Source organism: Exiguobacterium sp. KKBO11 (assembly GCF_001644945.1).
Taxonomy (GTDB): domain Bacteria; phylum Bacillota; class Bacilli; order Exiguobacteriales; family Exiguobacteriaceae; genus Exiguobacterium_A; species Exiguobacterium_A abrahamii.
Genome location: NZ_LUCU01000022.1, coordinates 69395 through 92680 on the forward strand (window position 1 = coordinate 69395; position 23286 = coordinate 92680).

General features: G+C 42.2%; 31 protein-coding genes. 9 read left to right on the plus strand and 22 right to left on the minus strand.

The features are described 5' to 3' along the window. Positions 1–6 precede the first annotated feature (6 nt). The gene (locus AYO36_RS07335; RefSeq protein WP_064299993.1) at positions 7–912 is read left to right on the plus strand and encodes a TerC family protein; all 906 of its coding nucleotides are present in this window, start codon (positions 7–9) and stop codon (positions 910–912) included. A 56-nt stretch (positions 913–968) separates the two neighbouring features. On the opposite strand, the gene AYO36_RS07340 is transcribed toward AYO36_RS07335, so the two are convergent. Continuing rightward, positions 969–1448 (minus strand): DUF4825 domain-containing protein, encoded by a 480-nt coding sequence (locus tag AYO36_RS07340; protein ID WP_064299994.1) that lies wholly within the window; start codon positions 1446–1448, stop codon positions 969–971. 626 nt (positions 1449–2074) lie between these two features. After that, positions 2075–3349 carry a hypothetical protein gene (locus tag AYO36_RS07350; protein WP_064299996.1) on the minus strand — a complete coding sequence of 425 codons (1275 nt, stop codon included), beginning with the start codon at positions 3347–3349 and terminating at the stop codon, positions 2075–2077. Positions 3350–3425: 76 nt separating this feature from the next. Here AYO36_RS07350 and AYO36_RS07355 point away from each other — a divergent pair, with 76 nt between their 5' ends. Continuing rightward, a complete protein-coding gene (locus tag AYO36_RS07355) occupies positions 3426–3677 on the plus strand; it encodes a hypothetical protein (protein WP_369815317.1) in 252 nt (83 codons plus the stop codon). 8 nt (positions 3678–3685) lie between these two features. On the opposite strand, the gene AYO36_RS07360 is transcribed toward AYO36_RS07355, so the two are convergent. The 4 genes from AYO36_RS07360 to AYO36_RS07375 all read right to left on the minus strand — a co-directional run bounded on the left by AYO36_RS07360 (position 3686) and on the right by AYO36_RS07375 (position 7085). After that, on the minus strand, positions 3686–4627 hold the full coding sequence (locus tag AYO36_RS07360) for a proline dehydrogenase family protein (protein ID WP_064299997.1): 942 nt from the start codon (positions 4625–4627) through the stop codon (positions 3686–3688). 26 nt (positions 4628–4653) lie between these two features. Continuing rightward, positions 4654–5466, minus strand: a complete 813-nt coding sequence (locus AYO36_RS07365; RefSeq protein ID WP_064299998.1) for an AraC family ligand binding domain-containing protein — start codon at positions 5464–5466, stop codon at positions 4654–4656. A gap of 152 nt (positions 5467–5618) precedes the next feature. Further along, complete coding sequence (locus tag AYO36_RS07370; protein WP_064299999.1) at positions 5619–6164, minus strand: TetR/AcrR family transcriptional regulator; 546 nt, start codon at positions 6162–6164, stop codon at positions 5619–5621. An 81-nt stretch (positions 6165–6245) separates the two neighbouring features. Continuing rightward, positions 6246–7085: a hypothetical protein gene (locus AYO36_RS07375; RefSeq protein ID WP_064300000.1), complete on the minus strand. Its 840-nt coding sequence runs from the start codon at positions 7083–7085 to the stop codon at positions 6246–6248. A gap of 191 nt (positions 7086–7276) precedes the next feature. On the opposite strand from AYO36_RS07375, the gene AYO36_RS07380 reads away from it, so the two are divergent. The 3 genes from AYO36_RS07380 (at position 7277) to AYO36_RS07390 (ending at position 9041) form a co-directional block, all read left to right on the plus strand. Beyond that, a complete protein-coding gene (locus AYO36_RS07380) occupies positions 7277–7588 on the plus strand; it encodes a DUF2834 domain-containing protein (protein WP_064300001.1) in 312 nt (103 codons plus the stop codon). A 128-nt stretch (positions 7589–7716) separates the two neighbouring features. Next, a complete protein-coding gene (locus AYO36_RS07385; RefSeq protein WP_064300002.1) occupies positions 7717–8493 on the plus strand; it encodes a phosphatidylserine decarboxylase in 777 nt (258 codons plus the stop codon). Positions 8494–8654: 161 nt separating this feature from the next. Then, entirely contained in the window at positions 8655–9041 is a 387-nt protein-coding gene (locus AYO36_RS07390; protein ID WP_064300003.1) for a hypothetical protein, read from the plus strand. A 73-nt stretch (positions 9042–9114) separates the two neighbouring features. Here the strand turns inward: AYO36_RS07390 and sstT are convergent, their stop codons facing one another. From sstT to AYO36_RS07425, 7 genes are all read right to left on the minus strand, one after another. Next, the gene (gene sstT / locus AYO36_RS07395; RefSeq protein WP_064300004.1) at positions 9115–10386 is read right to left on the minus strand and encodes a serine/threonine transporter SstT; all 1272 of its coding nucleotides are present in this window, start codon (positions 10384–10386) and stop codon (positions 9115–9117) included. Positions 10387–10749: 363 nt separating this feature from the next. After that, complete coding sequence (locus AYO36_RS07400) at positions 10750–11919, minus strand: MFS transporter (protein WP_064300005.1); 1170 nt, start codon at positions 11917–11919, stop codon at positions 10750–10752. Positions 11920–12228: 309 nt separating this feature from the next. After that, complete coding sequence (locus AYO36_RS07405) at positions 12229–12537, minus strand: hypothetical protein (protein ID WP_064300006.1); 309 nt, start codon at positions 12535–12537, stop codon at positions 12229–12231. Between the two features lie 102 nt (positions 12538–12639). After that, positions 12640–13320 carry a hypothetical protein gene (locus AYO36_RS07410; RefSeq protein WP_064300007.1) on the minus strand — a complete coding sequence of 227 codons (681 nt, stop codon included), beginning with the start codon at positions 13318–13320 and terminating at the stop codon, positions 12640–12642. Further along, positions 13292–13936 (minus strand): hypothetical protein, encoded by a 645-nt coding sequence (locus AYO36_RS07415; protein ID WP_064300008.1) that lies wholly within the window; start codon positions 13934–13936, stop codon positions 13292–13294. The genes AYO36_RS07410 and AYO36_RS07415 overlap by 29 nt, the downstream gene beginning before the upstream one ends. 43 nt (positions 13937–13979) lie before the next feature. Beyond that, positions 13980–14237 (minus strand): hypothetical protein, encoded by a 258-nt coding sequence (locus AYO36_RS07420; protein WP_050677743.1) that lies wholly within the window; start codon positions 14235–14237, stop codon positions 13980–13982. 250 nt (positions 14238–14487) lie between these two features. Further along, positions 14488–14820, minus strand: a complete 333-nt coding sequence (locus AYO36_RS07425) for a hypothetical protein (protein WP_023468073.1) — start codon at positions 14818–14820, stop codon at positions 14488–14490. A gap of 76 nt (positions 14821–14896) precedes the next feature. Between AYO36_RS07425 and AYO36_RS07430 the strand changes: the two genes are divergently transcribed. The 3 genes from AYO36_RS07430 (at position 14897) to AYO36_RS07440 (ending at position 17049) form a co-directional block, all read left to right on the plus strand. Continuing rightward, on the plus strand, positions 14897–15448 hold the full coding sequence (locus AYO36_RS07430; protein ID WP_064300009.1) for a hypothetical protein: 552 nt from the start codon (positions 14897–14899) through the stop codon (positions 15446–15448). 214 nt (positions 15449–15662) lie between these two features. Continuing rightward, positions 15663–15992, plus strand: coding sequence for a winged helix-turn-helix transcriptional regulator (locus AYO36_RS07435; protein WP_064300010.1), 330 nt, complete (start codon positions 15663–15665; stop codon positions 15990–15992). A 217-nt stretch (positions 15993–16209) separates the two neighbouring features. Beyond that, positions 16210–17049 carry an aldo/keto reductase gene (locus AYO36_RS07440; protein WP_064300011.1) on the plus strand — a complete coding sequence of 280 codons (840 nt, stop codon included), beginning with the start codon at positions 16210–16212 and terminating at the stop codon, positions 17047–17049. Positions 17050–17205: 156 nt separating this feature from the next. Here AYO36_RS07440 and AYO36_RS07445 read toward each other — a convergent pair whose 3' ends face one another. The 6 genes from AYO36_RS07445 to AYO36_RS07470 all read right to left on the minus strand — a co-directional run bounded on the left by AYO36_RS07445 (position 17206) and on the right by AYO36_RS07470 (position 21213). Further along, complete coding sequence (locus AYO36_RS07445; RefSeq protein WP_064300012.1) at positions 17206–17889, minus strand: hypothetical protein; 684 nt, start codon at positions 17887–17889, stop codon at positions 17206–17208. A gap of 105 nt (positions 17890–17994) precedes the next feature. Further along, positions 17995–18312 carry a hypothetical protein gene (locus AYO36_RS07450; RefSeq protein WP_156501837.1) on the minus strand — a complete coding sequence of 106 codons (318 nt, stop codon included), beginning with the start codon at positions 18310–18312 and terminating at the stop codon, positions 17995–17997. 79 nt (positions 18313–18391) lie between these two features. After that, positions 18392–18961 carry a suppressor of fused domain protein gene (locus tag AYO36_RS07455; RefSeq protein ID WP_064300014.1) on the minus strand — a complete coding sequence of 190 codons (570 nt, stop codon included), beginning with the start codon at positions 18959–18961 and terminating at the stop codon, positions 18392–18394. A gap of 66 nt (positions 18962–19027) precedes the next feature. Continuing rightward, the gene (locus AYO36_RS07460) at positions 19028–19717 is read right to left on the minus strand and encodes a hypothetical protein (protein WP_064300015.1); all 690 of its coding nucleotides are present in this window, start codon (positions 19715–19717) and stop codon (positions 19028–19030) included. Between the two features lie 23 nt (positions 19718–19740). After that, a complete protein-coding gene (locus tag AYO36_RS07465; protein WP_064300016.1) occupies positions 19741–20442 on the minus strand; it encodes a hypothetical protein in 702 nt (233 codons plus the stop codon). A 63-nt stretch (positions 20443–20505) separates the two neighbouring features. Continuing rightward, positions 20506–21213, minus strand: coding sequence for a hypothetical protein (locus AYO36_RS07470; protein WP_231884682.1), 708 nt, complete (start codon positions 21211–21213; stop codon positions 20506–20508). A 107-nt stretch (positions 21214–21320) separates the two neighbouring features. Here AYO36_RS07470 and AYO36_RS07475 point away from each other — a divergent pair, with 107 nt between their 5' ends. Further along, positions 21321–21722, plus strand: coding sequence for a hypothetical protein (locus AYO36_RS07475; protein ID WP_231884683.1), 402 nt, complete (start codon positions 21321–21323; stop codon positions 21720–21722). 92 nt (positions 21723–21814) lie between these two features. Here the strand turns inward: AYO36_RS07475 and AYO36_RS07480 are convergent, their stop codons facing one another. Genes AYO36_RS07480 through AYO36_RS07490 form a run of 3 tightly spaced genes read right to left on the minus strand, consistent with a single transcriptional unit; the run spans position 21815 to position 23285 of the window. Further along, complete coding sequence (locus tag AYO36_RS07480) at positions 21815–22195, minus strand: DUF5412 family protein (protein WP_064300017.1); 381 nt, start codon at positions 22193–22195, stop codon at positions 21815–21817. Positions 22196–22239: 44 nt separating this feature from the next. Next, positions 22240–22635, minus strand: a complete 396-nt coding sequence (locus AYO36_RS07485; protein ID WP_064300018.1) for a hypothetical protein — start codon at positions 22633–22635, stop codon at positions 22240–22242. 32 nt (positions 22636–22667) lie between these two features. Next, on the minus strand, positions 22668–23285 hold the full coding sequence (locus AYO36_RS07490) for a hypothetical protein (RefSeq protein WP_064300019.1): 618 nt from the start codon (positions 23283–23285) through the stop codon (positions 22668–22670). Position 23286 lies beyond the last annotated feature (1 nt).

Genomic DNA, 23286 nt, shown 5'->3' on the forward strand with positions numbered 1-23286 from the left:
GCGCTGTTGACACTACTCATTGCTTTTCTAGCCATCGTTTTCATCATGCTCGCCCTTGACCTTGGAGTCTTCCATCGTAAGGCACATGAAGTTTCGCTTCGGGAGGCCTGGACGTGGACGTTCGTCTGGATCGCAATCGCCGTCGCCTTCGGTGGCTGGCTCTACTTCGATCAAGGAAGTTCCGCTGCGATCGAATATACGAGCGTTTATTTCATCGAGAAGGCTCTCGCGATTGATAACGTCTTCATCTTCTCACTCGTCTTCGCATACTTCGCGATTCCATTGAAGTACCAGCACAAAGTCTTATTCTGGGGTATTCTTGGTGCAATCTTCTTCCGCGTCATCTTCATCGTCGCTGGTGTTTCGTTGCTTGAGAACTTCGCTTGGGTCTACTACATCTTCGGAGCGTTCCTCGTCTACACTGGTTGGATGATGTATAAAAACATCGGTCAAGAGACGTCGCTCGAAGAAAACAAAACGATTCGTTGGTTAGAGAAACGTTTACCGATCACGCAAGACATCTCGTCTGGTAAGTTCGCAAAACGAATTGATGGGAAACTGTTCTTCACGCCGCTCTTAATTGCTCTACTCTTCATTGAAGTATCGGATATCGTCTTCGCCGTCGACTCCGTTGCAGCAAGCTTCGCGTACTCGCGTGATCCGTTCATCATCTTCTATGCGAACATCATGGCGATCCTCGGACTCCGGAGTCTCTACTTCGTCCTCGCGAACTTGATCGATCGTTTCTACTATTTGAAACACGGTCTCAGCTTCATGCTCGTCTTTATCGGAGCGAAGATGATTCTCGGTGATGTCTACAAAATGCCGATCTGGATGTCGCTCGGTACGATCGTTCTCGTCATCTTGATTAGCGTCTTCTACAGCTTCTACAAGACGAAGCCAGGGAAATAATCAATAGTATAAAAAAGTGGAAGTGATGAAAATTCATCTACTTCCACTTTTTCTTTTCAATTCAGTATTTCTTTTACTTTCAATTCATCTTCGATAAAAGGCTTCGTAAACACCTTCAGTGCTTTCTCATTATCGTACGCCGTAAAGTCTTTTCCATACCAATCGCGAAGCTGTTGTTTCGTAAAGTGATACGAAGCATCTTCGATCGTCATGTTGACGTGGTCGACATTCGGAATCAATGTGAACAGTGCTGTTGCATTGTAGATTGCCGTATGATTGCTTTTTTGTTCAACCTGTCCTTCTTCGTATCCAGCATAACGTAATGTGAGTTGATACGGTTTATCCTTCGTCGACAGTTCTATCTTCTTTAACTGATTGCCATGAGGTAGCTGTTGGACGATGTCTCGTACGTTACTGTTATCCCCTAGATATGTACATTGTTGATCAAATACATCGGTTTGTGTTGCGGCTGTTCCACAACCTCCGAGTATCAGCATGCCGCTCACTAGAGCAATTGCGCCGATTCTCTTTCTCATCATACTCTCTCCTTTTAGTAGACCGATTATACCTAATAAACGTAATCAAACAAAGAAAAGTTTCAAAATAAAGGAAATCAACGCTTTGTAGAACTCGGTGATTTTGGTTTTAGGTAGAGTAAACTGTACAAAATACTTACACCTGCAACAATTAAAAGCTTTATAACACTAAAACGAGTGAACCCTTCAAAAGCGTATCCTTTAATCTTTCGAGCTAACGTTGCTTCCGGAATCCAATCGATCGTATATCCGATGCTGAAAGATAAAAGCAAACTAAGAAATAAATAAGTGATGATAGCACTAAAAATAAATCTTTTGATGATCATGATATCCCTCTCTTTTTCAAAATGGAATAAAATAACTATTCGTTCATATATTAAGTAGATCCTTTAAGAAATATCAAAAACAATAAGTCATTTCCCTATATAATGTTAATTACTATGCTACTCTATTATTATTCGAAAGTTCGAAAATCCAGCTATACATATTCACGGAGGTCTTTGATGCTACAAATGTCTAACTTACTTATTCTGCTCTTTTTATTCATCTTCCTAACATGCGGATTTGTTTTCGCTTTATTTTGGATCATCAAAAAAATCAAATCGTAATCACAACAACCCGGTCTCTCAGACGAGAGAAACCGGGTTGTTGTTCGTTTCATAGAGTTGTCGGATACGATGCACGATTTCGTTTGCTGTTTCCGGTACAGGTGGCATCCAAAGCCCCGTCACTGGACCGTAGACGACGGGATTGATTGCCACCTCGTACCCACCATACGGATGTTCTTCCGCTGTCGGCAAATAACCAATATAACCGTTCGTATATCCTCCAAAGAATGCGAGTTCAGTTTGACGGAATCGCTTTATCTGTAGCGCTGTCTCACAGAACGGCTCCATCGGGATGCCTGAGAACGAACCATCATTTAGTTCAAACAATTGAACTTCGACCGGGATGGTGAGTGTTGTTCCCGATTGCTCTTGAACGTACGCCAACCATCGTGCTGCACTGACGCCCCAAGTCAGTTCAGCGTAATCCGCCATGTCTTGTAATTGGTTCATCGTTGGTACTTCTGTTAAGCGCATCGGATAAATCACAGACTGAATCCGGTGGTACGTTAATGGTTGAAACGATACGTCTGGAATCGTCGTTAAGACGTGTCCACTTAGAGCAAATGCCATCTTCTGCAGACTTGCTAGGTCACCACGATATTTCGCATTGACGTTTCCCGTCGCCCCCTGGACGATCACGACTGGACAGCCGATTGCCTGTTCGAGTATCGTTCGAGCGACACCCGGATAATCACCGGATAAGACGACACTGTCTGATTTCAAGACGTTCGGATGCGCTGTACAGAAAACGAAGGCTCCGATGAGACACGCATCATCGGCACGGCGAACCAATAGTGTCCCGATTCGGTCATCCGTCACCCCAAGCGGATCCGTCCCCATCATCGCGTGACCATTTATTTTCTCCCGTCGATTGACGCCGAGTTTCCCCTGCGTCACATCCCAACCCATTTCGACCGACTGCATCGCTTCGCTTGCTTTGACGGCAGATACGATCGCTTGTTGCGTCAAGATCGTTTTGTAGGCGACGGTCAACGGTTCGTTTCCCGCTGTCGCTGGACCTGAATGTGTATGCGTGTAAACGACCGTGATCTGTTTCTTTGAGACGTCTAGCCAGTCCGCGATGCCTTCACGGATGGTATTGGTATCTGCGACGAGCAAACCGATGTTATCGATGCTGACAAAAACCGATGTCGTCTGCTCACTCTCGAAGATGCTCGCTGTGACATATAGCGGATCGTGTATGCTTGCGACACCGACTTCTCGGTGATAACCGATGAAGGCGGCACCGAGCGGCGGATTGATTTCTTCCCGATGTATTCCAAAACGACTCATGTCTGACGTTCCCCCTTGAGTAACACACTATTTCTTCCATATACTAACATTAACTACAGTAGAGGAGGACATGAAAATGTCGATTCGTTGGAAGGAAGAGATGATTCAGTTCGAGACATTTCGTGAAGCCGAAGTTTGGGCAGACTCGATCACGAATGAGATTCATGGTCGTTCAATCACCGGATATTGCACCCCTGACTTTAAAGTTGCGACGATTCTTGCTTTTTATCTGGCGGAAAACCCAGACTATCGCGTACGGTCGGCAACGGTTCACCTCGATGAAGAAATCTATTATCAAGTCTGGGTCGAAATAAAAAGAATAAACTGATAAATATCTTATTTTCTTTCAACCATATCAGCAATCAACGTATACACATTTTCAGGATGTTCAGCGATTCGGTGAACGACGTAGAGATACCACTCAGTCCCATAAGTAATGTAAACACGAGTCTGACACCCACTCTGTTGATAGGCATCTAGTAGATTTTTTTGTACACCATCCAACATTTCAATTTCTACTCGATCAGCCTGAAGTAATCCTTTTTCTCCGAGTGCTTGGAGTAATTGTTCATCATGGGTCGCAATCGAAAGTTCGTGACGCGCCTTGACGCAAGTCTCAACGAATTCGATGTAGCGTGCATTCAAGGTTTCTGATCGTTGCAAATAACGCGCTTCCGGCTCTTGATAGGCACCTTTGACTAGACGTATCCGACCATTTAGACGCAATAACCGCTGTAAATCCATTTCTGAACGATGTAGATGTACTTGTAACGTGATGCCGACATTTGCATAAACCTTTACGACACGCTCATAGAGAGACAGGATTCGATCCGTTTTCTCCGATTCTTCCATACTGATCATCAACGTGACCTGTCGTTCTTTTGCTACTTCCGCTAGCTCATTCAACTGGTCATAGGTGAAATCTTCATCGATCATCATACCGATGTGTGACAGATCGAACGAGACCGTTCCCTCTTCGGTGATTTCTCCCATTTCAACGATCAACTGCTTTAATTCTTCTTTTGCAGTGATACATTCTTGTTTCGACATCGTATTCTCACCAATGAACTCCAGTGAGATCCGGTGATGTTGCTGAAGATAATCAGTTGCACGCTTCAGTCCATCCTGTCGTGTTTCGCCGGCAACAAAACGTTTCGCGCCTCTTGAGACGACCTCGGACAGGAGTGGATTCGTTTGAATATACTGTTTAATTGATTGATTTCGGGCAATTGATTTTAATGACGCTGCAAATCGGACCTGTTCTGCTGATTTCTTCATGATATTCTCGCCTTCCTTCTGATGACTCACATTACGCTTGTTCGATATTTTCCGGGTGTAAACCCAATCAATTCCGTGAACAATTTGTTCAGATGACTTTGATCCACAAAACCTGTGGCGACTGCGACGGCACTCGGTCGTTCGCCTTCCTCCAGTCGCTTTTTTGCTTCAGCAACTCGAAGGGCTTGTAAATAACTGTACGGGGCAATCCCAATCGTCTCCGTAAATGATCGAAGTAACGTGTATTTACTGACATGAACGAGCTGTGCCAACTGTTCGAGCGTCAACTTCTCCGTTAGATGATCGCTCATGTACTGACACACCGTTTCAATCCGGTGATGCTGAACAGTTTCGACGGAGCCTTGTAATGCCGTCGCTTGTTGTTCAAGCAATTGTTTCATCCACCAATAAAAGCGCTCTTCTTTTTCTAACGTTGACGCTCCTTCCATGATTAATTGGTGGATTTCGCTTAAGTCACGCGTGATTCGTTCATCCATGACGACAGATGACGCAAAATGAGGCATTACCTGTTGTCCTGTTACTTCTAGTACAATTCTTTCAAAAACCTCACGTTTGATGTTCAAACACCGGTAGTCAAGTGCTTCACCGTTGACAGCCTCGCAGCCATGTTGGTCACCTGGATTGAACAATAATAGCTGACTAGGCAATACCGTGTACTCTTGATTTTTACAAAACAATCGACGCTTTCCTTTCTCGATGAATCCGATCACATAATAGTCGTGAAAGTGATTCGGAAACTTCTGCATGATGCCCGCAAAACGATATGCTTCTATTTGTAAATCCGAATCCCACCGAATTTCTCGATATTCTTTGTTCATTTTCTCACCTCATCATTTCTTCTGCTTGCACTATAGCACAGAGAAAACATCATTTCTTGTATGATATTGCTATCCTGTTAAGCGCTGAAGAAACAAAAAAACACGATTCTATGACTTCAGAATCATGTTTTCTGCTAATTATTCACCTATCTTCATGATGGATACATCGCTACCATCGCTTCAACCGCCGCATCCATCCGGTCTTGTAAACCAATCTTATTCAAAACGACGAGTCCTTCCGTGAAGACGAAGAGCAACGCAGTTTGCTGTTCGACATCTTCCCACTCTGTTGGCACGTAGATCTGTTTAATCCAATCGTCGAACGATTCCCCGATCGTCCGCGTGATCGACGTATACGGTTCTCCCTGACTCGTTGCGAGATGGGTGATCTCGAACCAGAGATTCAGATATGGCTTGATTCGTGGCTCATCGATTGCTTGTCGTAGAAAACGGACGAATGCCGTGAACTCGAGTTTTAAATCTGGTTGCTGCAGTAAATCAATCAGTTCTTGGCTGATTGCAGTCAACACCGCGGTCTCGATGTCTTGTTTATCCTTGAAATAATGCATCAGCATCCGGTCACTCGTCCCTGCAGCGGTCGCCATCTTCTTCAGACTCATCTCCTTGATGCTTGATGCTAACGTCGCTTTTGCGATGTGATGCGTATAATCCTGTCGCTTCTGTTCAAACTTATCCATATCCGATCGACTCCTTCCCTTTCCATCATACTCGATTTTAAGAAACGGGCACTACGCAAAAAAGCATCCACGAAGGATGCTTCATTTTAAAAAGCGATTGATGATCTTCTTAAAAGCAAGATCCAATCGGACGTTCTCGTCTTTCGTCAGCTGTTTCGCTTCTTCAAAGACAGCTGCTGCTTCCTCGAATTTATTCTCATAAATCAAGATCGTCATTTTCCCACGCTCCGGTCCGACGCGCTCACTCGACGTCTCACGTTCTCGTACCATCGCTTCAGCTGCACGATCTACGCGCTCGATCCGGTCTTGCTTACTGATTTTTTTCTTGATCAGTTTTCGCTCGAGTTCTTGTACGTATGGAAGTGACTTAATCAACGTCAATGCTGGATCAATCGGTCCATATTGGGCGACGAACGCTTCCATTTGCTGTCGCTCGTAATCCATGACTTCTTGATAGAGTGGTTTGCTTTCCTTCGCTAATGCCTGCTCGACCTTGACGAGTCGTTTGACTTCTTTTTTCATTGCGACCATTCGTTTATCGAACGCTTTTTTCTCAGACGATGTATCGACTGCTTTTAGATCGACTCGCATCGCTCTGATTTTTCTTGACTCCTTCACGTTATCTGAATCGTATTTTTCTACTTTCGGATTATACTGCTCGACCGCAGTCCGATACGCTTCATTTTGATAATAAGAAGGAATTTTGATTGGGGATTTGGAGCTAAGATCCGATAAGATATTGCCGTACTTCGTGATGACCTTTAATTGATCGGCACGGTATTTTTTATAATCGAATGCTTTTTTCGTCTGAACCACTTTTGCCTCGACAAGACTGCTTCCACTTTCGACACTCGCTCCACTCATCAATACGGCTACAGCCGCACTACAAGCGAAGATCATTCGCAATCGCTTTACCTTCATATGTTCGCTCCGTCCCTTCTCGTCATCCAACGTTCCTTTTTCCGTATTATACCAAATTTAACAGCATCACATTTCGTTATTTGACGGATCAGGGTAATAACTTTCCTTCTACCTATCCTCGATTGACGTTCGATTGTAGTACATGCTACATTTATTTGTAGTAAACACTACATTTATAAGGAGGATCCTTCATGAAAGAATCTCAAGCTTCATTTGTAGACACCATCCCGAAACCTTTATTGCTCGTCATTACGATCGCTTTCGCTGTTTTAACTGCGTTTTCGATGATTGACTTTGGGGTACTTGGCATCTTTGCGGAAGCGACACAAAACACGGCGACGCTCCAGATTTTCGTCGACCTGATTCTCTGCGCTCTCTTCATCATCGTTTGGCTCCGTCATGATACACGTCGTACCGGACGAAGTTTTCCGCTTTGGGCAATCATCACCCTCGCAATTGGTGCGTTCGGACCTCTACTCTATTTGTTGACTCGAAAATCATGACGTTCTGACACGTGCCGCATCTTCGGTACGTGTTTTTCTTAAGACAAACTTAAGAAAGCGACTCCGTCTATCAACAGAATTCGACCGTATTCTAAGAGGTAGATTACACATTAAAGGAGTTTTACCTCATGAAGAAAGCCATCTTTGATACGATTGTCCACTTAAATGCTCGTCCCGTTGTTGCGAACACACTAAAACGGTTTGCAATGAGTCGCTTTAGTAAACTACTCATCCGACCTTTCATTCGCACCTATCACATTCAGACGGATCAAGCGCTGAAGTCCGTCGATTCGTTCACGTCGCTGCACGATTGTTTCGTACGCGAGTTACGTCCCGGTATGCGACCCATCGCAACCACGCCGGATGCCTTCGTCAGTCCGAGTGACGCCGTCCTCTCCATCGTCCCGGCGTTAACGCAAGATAGTCGGTTTACGATCAAAGGACAGGACTATAACGTTGCTGAGCTGATCGGCTCGAGTGAACGCGCCCAGGATTACGCGAACGGTGTCGCCTTGATTTTCTATTTGAGTCCGACCGACTATCACCGTGTCCACTCGCCAGTCACGGGTGAAATCACGACGAGTTATACACTGGGGCGAGAATCGGCACCCGTCAATGACATGGGGCTACGATTCAGCAAACGTCCGCTGACACGCAACTATCGTCGGGTGACGCGTCTGCAAGTCGATCACCGCGCGATCGAGCACGTCATGGTCGGTGCACTGAACGTCAATACGATCGTTCAGACACATCAAGGACGCCTGCTGGAGCGTGGTGCAGAGTTCGGCTACTTCTCGTTTGGTTCGACCGTCATCCTCGTCTTGCCACCGGACACCGTCGAAATTTCACCAGGCATTGAACGTCGCGTCAAGATGGGTGAGCAGATCGGACGCTGGATATCCTGAAAACAGATTCCCTTTTCTTGTAGAATCCTGAGTAGAACAGATATACGAATTTGCTAGACTAAAGGAAACCACTGTTCAATGGGATGGCAACCATGAAGAACAGTTGACGTTAACAGATATCGACATGGAATAACATATAAAAATGAGAAAGAGGTTATGTTATGAAAAAAGTCGTTTTATCTTGCGCTTTCTCAATTATGGCTGTATGGATATTAGTTGGTTGTAATAATGAAGAGATAATGCAAAGTACTAGTGAAAAACCGACGGCATCCGAAGTATTGAGTGAAGATTCTAAAGCAGACATTTTTCAATTCAATGATACGATCTACAAATCAGATGTAGCATGGGCAGAGAAAACCGAAGTCACTCAGAATAAAAAAGTTGGAGAAATTAAAAGAAGAAGTTCGGATAGAGACGATTTTGATAATGGGACTGCTACGAAACTCACTAAGGGTACCGCTCTATACTCTACTAAAGAAAGAAATGAGATTTTGCTAGTCAGCTTCAACGGGAAATTAAAAAAGTACGTTGCTTTAGGAGAAGGTTAATTTGTCTATAAGAAAAGGCATCCTCAGCTAAGGATGCCTTTTCTTATTTAGATCATGATAATAGAGAGGCTGATCAGCCGTTGACGACCTTTTCAGACACAGCTTCATTCATCGACTGACGATTGATTGACAGCTGTTCGCCTTCTTTCAGACGTTTTCTGTAATCAGCTGTCGCTGTGAACAGGACATCTGTCGAAGAGTTAAGTCCTGTTTCAAATGAATCTTGCAATACCCCAATGATGAAACCGACGGCAACGACTTGCATCGCGACATCGTTCGGAATTCCGAATAAGCTACATGCAAGTGGAATCAAGAGAAGTGATCCGCCAGCGACACCTGACGCTCCACATGCACAGACCGCAGCGAGTACACTCAAGATGATGGCTGTCGGAATATCGACTTGAATCCCGAGCGTATTGACGGCAGCAAGTGTCAGAACCGTAATCGTAATCGCCGCCCCACCCATGTTGATCGTGGCACCGAGCGGAATCGAGATGCCGTATGTCTCTTTATCGAGACCGAGCTTCTTACACAATTCCATGTTGACTGGGATGTTCGCTGCCGAACTACGTGTGAAGAATGCCGTGATGCCACTTTCACGTAGACATTTAAAGACGAGCGGATATGGATTTTGACGGACGTTGATGAATACGATCAATGGATTAACAATGAGTGCGACGATAAGCATCGTACCAATCAACACGCCCAATAACCCTACATACTTACCGAGAGAACCAAGTCCATTCTCTGTGACTGAACCGATGACGAGACCCATGATTCCGAGGGGTGCCAGTTTGATGATCCAGCCGACCATCTTAGCGATACCATCTGAGAAATTCGAGATGAACGTTTTTGTCGTGTCGGAAGCATTTTTTAATGCGAGTCCTAAGACGATCGCCCATGTCAGAATTCCGATGTAGTTCGCTTGAATGAGCGCATTAACGGGGTTGTCGACCATGTTCAAGACAAGTTTCTTAAGGACTTCGATGGCGTTTCCAGGAGCTGACAGCTTCTCTGCGCCTTCTGTCAGTGTAATCGTCACTGGGAACAAGAAACTGACGACGACCGCAATCGCACCCGCTAAGAATGTACCGAGTAGATATAAGAAGACGATGGATTTCATGTTCGTTTGCTGACCTTTTTTGTGTTGCACAATCGAAGCCATAACTAGGAAAAAGACCAAAATCGGCGCGACTGCCTTTAGTGAGGAAACAAATAATGTTCCAAAGATGGTCAAAGAACTCGCTACTTCAGGAATCGTGACGGCTAAAATAATCCCTACGATCAAGCCAATCGCGATTTGTTTCACTAAACTGATTTGGTTCCACATCTTCAACAATTTCATACGTTCCCCTCCAGGCTTACAAAAAATAAGTTATTTAGAATTCGAAAAACGATGACTTCTCTCTTCTACTCAAAAGGTTGAATAGTCTAGTCATTCACTTTTCTAAAAATTCTCGCAGTTTGTTGTGTTCTATTTTTGCATAAATCGTGTGAAATAAAAACTAGTTTTTTGCAAGAAATATGATTCCTTTTCCTGGATGTTAAGTGAGCATACGAATGCAATCGATTGCATAATTACAAAAAAAGTAGAAGAAGATGCGTTCCTTCTCCTACTTAATTATGTAAACTAAAATGTTTCACAGATGTTGATTGACCTTTATTCTCTCTTCAGCAGTCTTCTCGAATTTAGTATTGACAGGTATCGTTAACGCTCTAGAATTAAGAAATAGCCGGCAAAGCCAAAATAGCCGATACTAGAGATCAATAAGATTGCTGTACTAGAAGACCATTCTCCGAAAATGCCTCCCGCAAAATATCCAAGTGGACTTAACGACCCTAACAGTGAAGAGAGAAACGAAAAACCTGTTCCTAAATAGTCCGACGGAAGATTGACTTGGATGAGCGTATACAGATATATGCTGTTCACACCGATTCCAATCCAAGCGATTCCAAATAAAACGATGGGAAGCACCCCAGCATCATTTACTAAAAACGCACCAATCCAAAACAGACCGGATAGGAGCGCTGCAATCGGCATGACACGATTAAGAGCAAACGTCTCCAAACGACTTGATAGCAATGTTCCGATCATCGTTCCAAGTGAAATTGCTGCTAACCAAAACCCGTACTCTGCTGATGTCTCAGAAATGATTGGTAACACCGCAAGTCCCATCGTCGCAAGAAAATTCATCCCGATGATGCCATATATGATGGTCAGTAATTTCTTCTGTTGCTTGACAACATAAAATCCTTCATTGAAGTCTCGCTTATACTGTTGCCAAAAGTTTCGTAAGGAAATGGGTTTTTCTTTTTTCGAAGATGGGACTTTGAGAACTAACAAAAATAAGAACCCGATCCCTAGCAATACGATACTATTCGCAGCGAATACGATTCCGACGCCGACAAACAAAATCACGATACCTGCTAACGCATCCGCAATCAAATCAAGCGTTTGATAAGAAAAGGCGAACACTGAATTGACTTTCGTCAACTGATCATTTGATGCCAGTCGCTCGATGAGTGTATTTTCGGTGGGATACGAGATTTCCGCTAATGTTAACGCTAAAAACAGAATAACGAGCAGTAATGGAATCCAGAGCGTCTCGTTAAAATAAAGCAAGGTGATGATTCCGACCAAAACGGCTTGCCCGACGCCTGAGAAAAAGAGGATTTTCTTTTTCGAATAGCGATCAATGATCGGACCGTACAAAAATTGAAGCGTCACAGGTAACACAGCAATCGTACTCGTTAATCCGACCAGGAATGGCGAATTCGTCGTCGTCTTGACGAACCAAACGATGGCAATCATATAAAAGCTGTCTGATATGTTCATCAGAATTCTACCAAGTAGCAAGAGAAATAATTGCTTATTCAATCGCCTTCCTCCTCTTCGATAGTTAAATTTAATTGAACTTTATTGTAGCGTAAAGGACTGGAAGAAAAATGTAAAACACTAAGTTCAATTTAATTTAACTAAATCCTTAAAAAAATGCTTTTTCGTAAATAGAGACTTTACGAAAAAGCACGTTTACTACTATGTAGATGATGTCCTTGCGTCGTACATAAAACGATTCCTTCTTTGATTTGTTCCGATCCAACACTATTTCGCCTCTAATCCCTTTATCGTCCGCTTGAATTTCGGATGATTCTCAAAACAAACGTTGAAATACTGAAATTACACTCCTCAAGAAACAGTTGTTTTTTTGCGTTTGACGATCAACAGAACGATCACGAACAGAAACTCAAGGATTGTAAAGATGCCGACGAAGAAATAGACGACTAATACCTGACTGATCCCATCGACAGCAATCGTGTAAAACCACAGTAATGAAATGCCTGTCGTATAAAGAAGATTGATGATCGTTCCGCTAATCAAGCTAGATTTCAAACTTTTCTTACTCCGCGCCTGACTCACGATGATGATGATGGCACCGATCACCCAGACGATGAGTATGAGTTCAAGGATAGTCTTATCGTTCCATTGTACCTCCATGATTTACTCTCCTTTTCAATAGGCTGATTGAATGCGAGTGATACCTATATTTCAAAGCAATACAGACTCTTCCAGTCTTCCGAAAGTTGAGTGAATGAGTTTTTAAAGATCCAAATCAGAATAGTCCTTCATTTTCCTAACCCGAATACTTTCCTCCTGACCGATTTGATCGGTCTCTTTCAAACGGTGCTGAACGACGAGCAGCACTAGTACGATCGCAGAAATCACACAAATCGTTGCACAGTACGGTTGCGCGACGCGCTCGAACTCTAACGCTGATAGCACCTGTAAGATCGTCAATCCCGCGAGCATCCCGTGGAAATATCGTTGATAGCTGCGCGGTATTCCTGGCTGTCCGAACGTCTCATACCAGACGTATAAGCCGAGTCCGAACGCGAGTCCGTTCAGGATCGGCGAAGGAAGAAAGAAGAGCATAATGCCGAGACCGAGCATCAACCAAGCGTATCGGATCGCAGGCTTAAAGAAAGCAGGATCGAGCTGCGCTTCCTCTTCCTCGATGACGGGCGCTGCTTTCTCCGCTTCAGTCAACGGTCGAAAACCAAGTGCTTCTTTCGCTTCCGCTAACTCAAGCATTCGTTTCGTCATCCCGAAATAAAACGGAAAACGTTCTTTGACGACCTCCCCTTCATCCGTTTGACCATCCGCTTGCTCTTGCACGGATACCTGATACAGCGTGCGCCCCATCCGGTAACTGACCCAGTAGTCGGTCGCTTGACCATTGTCGCGCTTGAGTTCAATCACCTTCGTTTGTTGATTCGTCATGATATGTTATTCCTTTCGTCACAAGTTCCTGTAATTGCTCTGACGCATACAACAGGAGAATGAATCCTGAGATGAGACAGACCGCTCCGTTAATCGAGAGATTGATTGGTGATAGATAGTTTTTTGATGAGCCCGCTAACGCGAACATGAAAAGTGCTCCTGACCAGCGATACATGCGAGCACGTGCAGATTTCCCTTCGAGATGCATCGGCCAGAAAATCATCAGAACGACGAGTGTTATGTATCCTGGAATCGGTAAGCTACCTGTCAGCGTCAGTAATCCACTGAACAAGATCAATAAAGCGCTAAAAATACGCAACTTTATGATGCGTCGGTCGGCTCGAAAATCCATCGCTTCAGACAGAGCAAAAGGTGACCGGATGTATCCATCGTCTAACTTTTCACGGACCCACGTTTTTTTCTGACGATACGCGAGGAACGGATTTTTGAAAACAATCCGCTTCGTTGCGGACTCTTCATTCCTTTCCACCATATCCTCGCTATCGATTGCCTGCTCTTTTCGGGCAACCCCTTCCCGGCAGAATAAGGTGCGCCCCTCTTGGTGAAAGACGATGTGATGCACACGATCGCCGATTTGTTTTACTAATTGAATCATGATTTGTGCTCCCTTTATCTTACCTTCTACATTCTTATAGGTCTCACCATGCTGCGCTGACCACGTATAGTATGAACAGTCCACCTAAGACACAGACGTAACCATAATGTCTGACGGTCAACGAACAAAATAAGATGACACCAATTGACAGAATGATACTGAGTACGAATGAATCCACCGTGTCGACGCTATCCCCATGTCCTTCTAACGGTGTCTTTTTCGCATGCTTCGAGCGGATGAAATAGATGCCTAACGTCAACAAGAATATCCCGACACCAAGACCAAGAAACGGTACCACCATCGACGTCTCCTCCGACATATGTATTCTTTGAATATGTTTATTTCATGAAGTTATTATACAACTATTAATTACGATATTTCCCTTTAATAAGTTTCATTGAAAAATTTTCTATGTATGATTTTTTCTTTTATATCTTCTTTTTTACAAAAGGAGTGCAAAACTATGTACGCATCCATCGCACCAGCCTGCACTCCTATTTCGCATGATGTATTCACTTTTCTTATGTAAGATTCTTATCCGAAAAATCAGGTCATGGACCTGTACCACAAGAGACCGCATACTTTTCTTCACTCACCTTCTTCGAATAACAGACAAAAGGAGTTCCGCCTGTTTCACTTTTCCAATGGTACCAAAACATATGGTAGCGCTCCGCTTGTGGATCTTGTTCCGTAATGATTGCAAAGTAACTTTGATAGAAATAGCCTTCTTTATAAAGTTCGTGTCTTAGAGCACCTCTCGGCGAAGCATCCGTAAACAGAACCGGTGATAGGATCGGCATGAGTAGTACGATGATGGCTAGCGTTCCGAAACAGATCAGGACTATTTTCTTTCTGTTCTTTTTCTTAGAATTCGATTTACCCATCTTTTTCAACCTTTCCTTTATTGGCTTTTTTTGTTATATAGTAACATTATCCATACAACAGAAAGAGGTTTTGATATTGAAGAAAACTATTTTATTATCACTCTCTTTAGGTGTACTTCTATCTTCTGGTTTTTTGATCAGTAACGCAATAGCGACTTCTAATATTTCACAGGAAAAATCTGAAAGCACGATTTCAAAGAAGCAAGCCTTCACTTTTTTCACGAAAGTCCTGGAGCAACAAAAAGCGGATTTTTTAAATAATACGCCGTTAGCACACACCAATCAATCAAGATTATCTTCACGCGACGAGGCTGTATTAATTTTTCTATCTAGTACAAAAGTGGATAAACAACAGCTACATTCATTTAGTTATAAGATTTCTAACGTAAAAGTGTACTCTGAAAATCAACGAAATTATGCTGAAGCTTATGTAACACGAACTTTTAACTTCGAAAGTGGGCTTGAAACGGGTTTAGGTGATACATTAGTGCTTGAAATCCAATCAAGTCCAGATGATTTAAAAGGATCATCTCACACCATTTCCTCGAGTAAATCAACGAGTGAAGTAAATGAAAAGGTCTCTGTTGATGAATTTTTAGAGAAGTATGAAGCAGAGGCAACAAAATAAAATCACGTACAGCTACGTCTAAGAAAAACTACATTGGATATTTTGCTAACGTCCTGCTTTACAACACGAGTAATGCTCAGTACTAGTTGATATAGTCATACGAGTTCACTTCTTTTGAATAAAGTACAACTTATGCTATATTTCGTTTTGGTAATTCTTTTAACGAAGGAATCAGTCTTTGTATTTTAATTTTATGGATGAAGGAGTTATCGTGTTGAGTAAATTTAGCATCCCTGTCGAAGCTGCTTTAAAAGTAATCGGCGGGAAATGGAAAGTCGTCATCTTGTGCCACTTGTTTAAAGATAAGTACCGGACGAGTGAGTTAAAACGTCTCATGCCGAATGTCTCTCAAAAAATGCTGGTCCAGCAATTAAGAGAATTAGAACAGGACGGTGTCATTCGACGGGTCCTCTATCACCAAGCTCCACCTAAGGTCGAATATGAGTTAACGGACTATGGACGATCGTTAAAATCGACCATGGATGTCTTATGTGACTGGGGAGAGCAGCATCTCCAAAATGAACACTTGAAGAATAGCTGTTAATGTTTCCGTACTTCCCTAAACAGCCCTGCATTTTCGAATGCAGGGCTGTTTGCTGTTTGATTTTTTTTACTTCCCTCGTCCCTGTGATTTAGGAAAAGTCACTTTTTGGTGACTATGGAACTTTAAAGTGCCGTCTTCTTATTTCTGATTGCTCCCGATATGATGATGTCACACAGACAGCATGATTTTTTTGCTGTAATTTTGATAAAGGAGCTAGATGAATATGAAAATCTCTACAGTACGGTTAAACAATGGCGTGGACATGCCACAAGTCGGATATGGCGTATTTCGTGTCGAGGACGGTGCGGATCTCGAGCAAGCGGTCGTGACTGCGATTCGTGAAGGCTATCGCAGCATCGATACTGCAGCCATCTATGGTAACGAACAAAGTGTCGGCAGAGGCATTGCGAAAGCTATCGAAGAAGGACTCGTAACACGCGAAGAACTATTCGTGACATCAAAAGTCTGGAATGCACATGGATCATATGAAGAAACACTTGCTGCTTACGCAGAATCCTTAGAAAAAATGCAGTTGGAGTACCTTGATCTCTACTTGATCCATTGGCCAGGGAAAGCCAAGTATCAAGCTCCTTGGAAAGCACTTGAAGAGTTGGTTCAAACGGACAAGCTCCGCGCGATTGGTGTGAGTAATTTTCAAATCCATCATCTCGAAGACTTACTGCAACATGCATCCATCATACCTGTCGTCAATCAAATCGAACTCCATCCGAAGCTAACTCAGTCAGAGTTGCGTCAATTCTGCAGTGAACATGGGATTCAAATTGAAGCCTGGTCACCGCTCATGAATGCGGAACTTCTAGAAAATGAGGTCATTCAGGAGCTCGCTACACAATACAAAAAATCAGCTGCTCAAATCATTCTACGATGGGATATTCAGCAGGGCATCATCACGATTCCTAAGTCCATGACGCCTTCACGGATGCAAGAAAATCTGCGCATCACTGATTTCAAAATCCTTCCAGAAGATATGGAACGATTAAACCAATTAAATGAAAATCTTCGGAGTGGACCGGATCCAGATACGTTTGACTTCTGATTGCTCTTAATAGTCTTATTTCAAGTTCGAGGATGTAGTAGAAAAAATCAATCGGACGAAGAAAGTTTATTATTCGGGTCTATAAAATAGAAGCACACATCTCTTTTACGATGTGTGCTTCTTTGCAATCATAACTAGATTCCGCAAGTGAATAGATTAGTTAGAAACATCATCAGGCCAATGAATAGCAATCTCATCAAAAGAAGTTATACTCTCCTCAATTCCTTCCTTATCATTCGAATCTAATGCTTGAATGTCCTCATGTGATAAGATAATAGCTTGAGATGGATTCTCTATTTTCAAGTGATATAGTGTTTCCAAGAGCAACAGCTGTCGTTCCGTGAGTTCGTAGTACTCTTCCCAATATGCCAGTCCAGCTTCGTAACCCGATGCCTGTATTTCTAATAGATTTGATCCCCGATCCATCATTTCTTCGTATTGATGACTAGAAAAAGATTGACGATCACCTCCCCACAAGACAGTAGTGACGACCGGGAGAATGACTCCTTCAATATCATCTAATAGATATTGAAAAGTATCATCTACAGCCATTTTTTGTACTTTTTCTGGAGCTTCGATTAGCAAGTCATTCGCTTCTATAGTCTCTTCAAAAAATTCTTCGTTTCGAAAGCCCGCCACAAAAAAATCCAGTCCAAATGATACTGTTCCTCTACAGCCTTGACCATCATTCGTACTGTAATGATCACCATCCCACGAATGCTCATAAGCAAAATCGGAGTTATTCGCGACAAAGATAGCATGAGCGATTGAAGCGAGTATACATCCCTGCCATATGGTTTGACGATTCCATCCTGAATCCATGATTTGATTCTTATTCATTCATACCTCCTGTTTTTAAAACAGTTATGGAAATTCTTCTAATTCACTTGAGGAGTTCAAGCATCCACTAGATGATTTACTGTCATTGTGCGATATATCAAAACTTTAGTTAAACTTCTTTCTAACCTTCTGATGATCGTTATTCTCGATTTTTTGGAGTTCTTTCACCCAATCACGGATATCTTCCTCACAGTGCAGATATTCGGTAGGGCTATTGAGTAAGTCCATGCCATACACTGTAGTTAAGCCTTGAAAAACTAAAATATCGTAATCTGTAGTCTCCCATCCTTCTTTATTTTCTAAAACCATCATCCATTTATAAGCCCAATCAGACACTTCTTCTCTAGAAAGTTTATTTTCTAAAACCAATTCTAATTTCGATATGATGTCAGGTATACGAGGCGTCTTCATTTGATCCTCCATTATTCTCTAAACCTCTAGGATTTTCTATCAGATCGTGTATGATCGATGTTCTATCTTTCAAATAACTATCAATAACCATCTACACGAGTGGTTTACGGTTAAAATCTACTAACTCATCTGTCTCGAACAAAAGATCTTCGAATCGATCTGCTCCATACTTTTCAATATATTTCTCCTCAGATTCAAAAATCGGTACGAACCAGACTGGCAATACGGTATCTGGCTCATTCCCAACATTAGAATCTGTTTCAAATAGGAAGAAGGATTCATCAAAGTACACAGGACTTGTAACATAAACAGAGGAGAACTGATACTTTTCAAATATTCCTTCAGGGAGTGGATAATACTCTGCTGCATTAAATGCATGTCCTGTTCTCATAGCGTACTCAGCCAATTGCCAGAGTAAATAAATGATCTCGTCCTGAACGTCTGGTTGTTCCGCTGACATCATTATTTCTTGATACATCAGTGAATCATCTTCCGTTTGGAGTGGATGAAAAAGTAATCCAAGGGATGCAATCGTATAGGTTTCCTTAAATGGTACATCTTTGAATTTCAAGATTTGGACGTTCTTTTGTTCAAGTTCCTCAATTGGAAATGCTTCCGTGAATTCTCCGCAATGCTGTTCTAAATGATCAAGATAATTCATTAAATCAACCTCCGTTTGAGTATCGTTTTAATACTTCTAACCAATCTGTGATCCCAACATAAATAGTCATTTCAAATTGTCATTGATTTCTTTTAATCGTTCTTCGTATTTGTAAACAGCAGCTATATCCCCACTTGAACCATATGGATTTACGACTGCTTTAGCCTCTTTTTCATCCACAAAAATTTTCTCTCCCCATAAGCCTTTCGTGATGAAATACTCTTCATCATTCGATTCTAAAGTGTCAAATAACAACGGAGTTGAAAATGTTCCTTCTTCTCGATGGCGTCTTCCAAGTACAATCCATTCCCGATTTTTTATACCATAGTAACCCGTTCGAATGACTATACAAGGTTCAGGATTTTTTTTATCTAACTCATGAAGTGAAAGAATTCTTTCTGTTCTAAGATTATAGTATTGGATGTAATCCATAGACTCTAGTTTTCCAGTCTCATGATTCTCATCTTTAGAGATTCTCATTTCTGCATATCCATATCCTCCATGTCGAGGTAAAGGAATCGCATAGACAACTCCTGATGATAAATTCCATCGCGAAGGTTTCTTTTTCATACGAATCGAGACGCTTGAAATCACTTGTTGTTCATCTTTCCGTGTACTCAATAAGCTATTTAGTCCATGTTCGAGCAGGTATCGCCATTCCTCAATCAAAAATTCGTGATCCACTCTCTTTTCGAATTCTTGAAGTGTACTTCTCAATTGATTTACATACAGTTCTAATTGCTCTTTATTTTTCAATGTTTTGTATCCCCGTTAACTTATTATGAATTCTTAAAATCATTCATTATTTTTAATCGTTCTTCATATTTGTATACAGCAGATAAATCACCACAGGTTGCAGAAGGATTTATCACCTCTCGTGCCTCTTCTTCTTCCACAAACATTCTTTCTCCATTGATACCTCGAGTAACATAGTAGTTTTCCCCATCAGAATTTAAACTAGGTACACTACCAAATAGTAATGGCGTCTTAAACGTTTCTTTTTCTCGATGCCGTTTTCCAAGTACGATCCATTCTCCTTTTGTAATCCCGTAATATCCCGTATCTATGATGATACAAGTTTCAGGATTCTTTTGGTCTAACTCCTGGAGTGAAAGAATTCTTTCTGTTCTAAGATTATAGTATTGGATGTAATCCATAGACTCTATCTTTCCAGTCTCATGATTCTCATCTTGCGAAATTCTCATCTCTGCATATCCGTATCCTCCAAGTCGAGGTAACGGAATGGCATAGACAACTCCAGATGTTAGCTTCCAACGAATAGGCCTTTTTTTCGTTCGAATGGAGAGCTTTGAAATCATTTGCTGTGTGTCTTCACGTGTGCTCAAAAGACTATTTAATCCGTTCTCCAGAAGGTACCGCCATTCCTCAATCGAAAATTTGCGTTCCATCTTCTTTTCGAATTCATAAAGTGTATTTCTTAATTGATTTACATGCTGCTCTAATTGTTCGGTCGATTCCATCGTTTTTTATCCTCCTGATCCATTACTCTAAACATTGTTACTTGATTAGCAGCATCTTTACTTTTAATTGCTCCGTTCATATTCAAAAATCGCCCACGGAAGCCATAAGACTGCTTCTGTCGCCTCGCCTAATTCATTACAATAATCTGAGTAACGATCCGCTTCTTCGAACGTATGGATTAAACCATGGCTGTTTAGTGAAGTGTTGAATTGATGATCGAAATCGCGTTCCAGTCCGTTACACAAATACGAATGAAATGATCCCGAATCAAATCCCAACACTTCATACCCGATTTTTTTGGCACCGTCCATGTCAGGGCTGAGATGTTGTGATACCATTTTTTCTACTCCATAAGGTTCAGGGTTTTGACTACTAAAAGCCGCTATATCTTCAAGAAAATCCAATTTATACTGCTCAGACAAACCGATGCTAATGATACGTATGTCAGGAAGATGATTCAAAAAACGATCTACGAACGTTTGCGCAGCATTTAAGTTAGAGAACACTTGAGGAAACAACATATCTCCTGTCTTCCGATGTTCTTCTATCCATTGTTCGAGTAACTGAAAGGTGGTAAGTGAGAGACAGAGTTGATCGATATAACGGTCTTTCTTTAATTCCGAGTTTCCCCATAAGATACTGATGTCAGGATAGTGTGTACAGATGCATTCACTTACGGATAGAACGGACTCATGAACAACAACCTTGTCCATGTATTCTTTTCGAGGAGTTGGCAGAATAAGATAATATCCCGCAGATAGGTAGCTCATAAATTGGCTCCTTTTTATGTAAAATGAATTCAATGGGTGATGTAATGGATTTGATTCGCTAAATTGAGTAGAAAGGAAATGAAAATATAGATAAAGAACAAGAAAGAGTGCTCGTCCAATCGTTTTTCGTCAAGCGCGTTCAAGAGCGCGTTCTACATGAATTGTTCACGCCAAAAAAACGAGATATGGCGCTTCAGCGGTTAGATCACCGGTATTTAAGCATGCTGAAGAATGATTATTTGATTGAAATCAAACCACCTAATTCATGGCCAGACGATACGTATGATTTGTTGAAACAATATGGTGCACCGGATACGTGCTATTGTCTATCAGAAAACGAGCTGATTAGCGGGAAAACGTTACCTCTCCGTGAGGCACTCGAACACGCCATCGGCTTTGGATTCGCCTCGATCATTTCTTGTATTCCAGGCGAATTGGCGTATTTCGAAGCGGAGCAATCTTTCGGTCCACCACCTCGCTATTTGTTGAAGAAACCAAGCAATCGTTAATCTTCATCCTTGCATGCTTGGTTTCTAACAAATACGTCACGTGGTCGCACGCCAAGATTTGTTGAATGCATACCATCATCCTCATGTTCCTCTTAGTCTGCTTCGTATATGCCCTCTCTGAAGTCATACACTTGACTCCATATCTTAATCTTGGTGCCATTGATCGTCACCGTATCCTTCGTCCACTTCACATCTTTTATTTCGCGACAAGGATACTCCCAGTACATTCTGCGCTTTTCGCCGTCCTCATTCTCCATAATACCAAGCATCGCATAATCCACCGTCGCGCCACCATTCGCGCGGTAAAAACGAATCGTATACGCCTGATCGGGCGAGATACTTTTGGAGATATACTCTTCTTTTGGTACAACATTGATATCAACCAAGAAAAATAGTCGGTAAATCGTCCACACGACATATATCGAAAGACTTACACCTGCTATGATTCCCGTTATTTTCAGCTTTTTTCTCACTTTTCAAAACTCCAATTTTTATATATTCTTCAACATTCAATCAATCAGTCTCCCCAAAAGCAAATCAACGTATTTTGATAGACCGACGCGATGCACAGCCGCTTCAACAATTCTAAAAATTGATGTAGTTCCATGATAAGTTTATCTGATTGATGTATCATCCACGGCTCACTCGTATAATGATTCGCTTGATTCATCATCCACGCTTCCTTCGGTGTGCAATAGCGTTGAATAAGCAGCTCGCAAATTCCAATCAACTCGTTCACTTCTCTCGCTCCAAATACCTTATCGCCGTAAGGATCGAGATCAATCAAGAGGTCACAGCGATTGAAGGTGCTTGCGAAGTCTTCTTTCAAAAAGCGTTGGACGTGACTCGGAAATGGGAGAATCTCTTTTTCGTTTTCTGGCACTTCTTTTAGACTCGTACTAATCCCAAACATGATCGTCCTCCTTTATATCATCCGTGCGGATATCACTCATAGTAATCGATGCCTTCTCCTTTTGGAAGAAACGCTTTTACCTTGTCCTCACTATCAAAACAGTCTTCATTTGAAAACAGATAGTAGCCCATGAAATCATGCTCAATCGTGATGAATGACATCTCTTCCGTCGCATGAATGACGGGAACAATCTGTTCTCGTTTAAAGAACCATCCTTTGACCATTTTCCGCTCAAACGTCAGGAGATTCGTAAACGATAGGAAATAAAAATCGTTTACTGCCGCATACCAATACGTTTCGTCCAGCAGACGCTCAAGTTCGCTCGCGTCGTTCACTTGAACGCTATAAAAAGGACTGCTCTTATCTGATTGAATCTTTGTGTAGAACAGATTTTCCTTCTGAAAAAACGGTTCCACTTCTTCATTGGTAAAACCACCACCGAACGTGACGAATAGTGGAAAGCGATTCAGACGCGTCAAAAAATGCTTTAGTACTTCATTGGAATCATGTTGATAGTCTCGTTTCTCGTCATTCGGAAGACATCCCATCGAATAAATCGACTTAATAGCACCCGGTGGATCAATATCGAGATAACGGTCTTTGATCACTTTTGCATGATTCGTATGTTCTTCGAGATCGATGTATAACATG

Bases quoted from the DNA above. Each gene is read 5' to 3' on its own strand.
- AYO36_RS07365 (WP_064299998.1), bottom strand. From the start codon at position 5,466: ATGAACAAAGAATATCGAGAAATTCGGTGGGATTCGGATTTACAAATA.
- AYO36_RS07465 (WP_064300016.1), bottom strand. From the start codon at position 20,442: ATGGAATCGACCGAACAATTAGAGCAGCATGTAAATCAATTAAGAAAT.
- AYO36_RS07490 (WP_064300019.1), bottom strand. From the start codon at position 23,285: ATGTTATACATCGATCTCGAAGAACATACGAATCATGCAAAAGTGATC.
- AYO36_RS07445 (WP_064300012.1), bottom strand. From the start codon at position 17,889: ATGAATAAGAATCAAATCATGGATTCAGGATGGAATCGTCAAACCATA.
- AYO36_RS07485 (WP_064300018.1), bottom strand. From the start codon at position 22,635: ATGTTTGGGATTAGTACGAGTCTAAAAGAAGTGCCAGAAAACGAAAAA.
- AYO36_RS07410 (WP_064300007.1), bottom strand. From the start codon at position 13,320: ATGACGAATCAACAAACGAAGGTGATTGAACTCAAGCGCGACAATGGT.
- AYO36_RS07360 (WP_064299997.1), bottom strand. From the start codon at position 4,627: ATGAAGAAATCAGCAGAACAGGTCCGATTTGCAGCGTCATTAAAATCA.
- AYO36_RS07375 (WP_064300000.1), bottom strand. From the start codon at position 7,085: ATGAAGGTAAAGCGATTGCGAATGATCTTCGCTTGTAGTGCGGCTGTA.
- AYO36_RS07340 (WP_064299994.1), bottom strand. From the start codon at position 1,448: ATGAGAAAGAGAATCGGCGCAATTGCTCTAGTGAGCGGCATGCTGATA.
- AYO36_RS07415 (WP_064300008.1), bottom strand. From the start codon at position 13,936: ATGATTCAATTAGTAAAACAAATCGGCGATCGTGTGCATCACATCGTC.
- AYO36_RS07450 (WP_156501837.1), bottom strand. From the start codon at position 18,312: ATGGAGGATCAAATGAAGACGCCTCGTATACCTGACATCATATCGAAA.
- sstT (WP_064300004.1), bottom strand. From the start codon at position 10,386: ATGAAATTGTTGAAGATGTGGAACCAAATCAGTTTAGTGAAACAAATC.
- AYO36_RS07440 (WP_064300011.1), top strand. From the start codon at position 16,210: ATGAATATGAAAATCTCTACAGTACGGTTAAACAATGGCGTGGACATG.
- AYO36_RS07390 (WP_064300003.1), top strand. From the start codon at position 8,655: ATGAAAAAAGTCGTTTTATCTTGCGCTTTCTCAATTATGGCTGTATGG.
- AYO36_RS07355 (WP_369815317.1), top strand. From the start codon at position 3,426: ATGTCGATTCGTTGGAAGGAAGAGATGATTCAGTTCGAGACATTTCGT.
- AYO36_RS07370 (WP_064299999.1), bottom strand. From the start codon at position 6,164: ATGGATAAGTTTGAACAGAAGCGACAGGATTATACGCATCACATCGCA.
- AYO36_RS07470 (WP_231884682.1), bottom strand. From the start codon at position 21,213: ATGAGCTACCTATCTGCGGGATATTATCTTATTCTGCCAACTCCTCGA.
- AYO36_RS07420 (WP_050677743.1), bottom strand. From the start codon at position 14,237: ATGGTGGTACCGTTTCTTGGTCTTGGTGTCGGGATATTCTTGTTGACG.
- AYO36_RS07405 (WP_064300006.1), bottom strand. From the start codon at position 12,537: ATGGAGGTACAATGGAACGATAAGACTATCCTTGAACTCATACTCATC.
- AYO36_RS07350 (WP_064299996.1), bottom strand. From the start codon at position 3,349: ATGAGTCGTTTTGGAATACATCGGGAAGAAATCAATCCGCCGCTCGGT.
- AYO36_RS07385 (WP_064300002.1), top strand. From the start codon at position 7,717: ATGAAGAAAGCCATCTTTGATACGATTGTCCACTTAAATGCTCGTCCC.
- AYO36_RS07425 (WP_023468073.1), bottom strand. From the start codon at position 14,820: ATGGGTAAATCGAATTCTAAGAAAAAGAACAGAAAGAAAATAGTCCTG.
- AYO36_RS07455 (WP_064300014.1), bottom strand. From the start codon at position 18,961: ATGAATTATCTTGATCATTTAGAACAGCATTGCGGAGAATTCACGGAA.
- AYO36_RS07380 (WP_064300001.1), top strand. From the start codon at position 7,277: ATGAAAGAATCTCAAGCTTCATTTGTAGACACCATCCCGAAACCTTTA.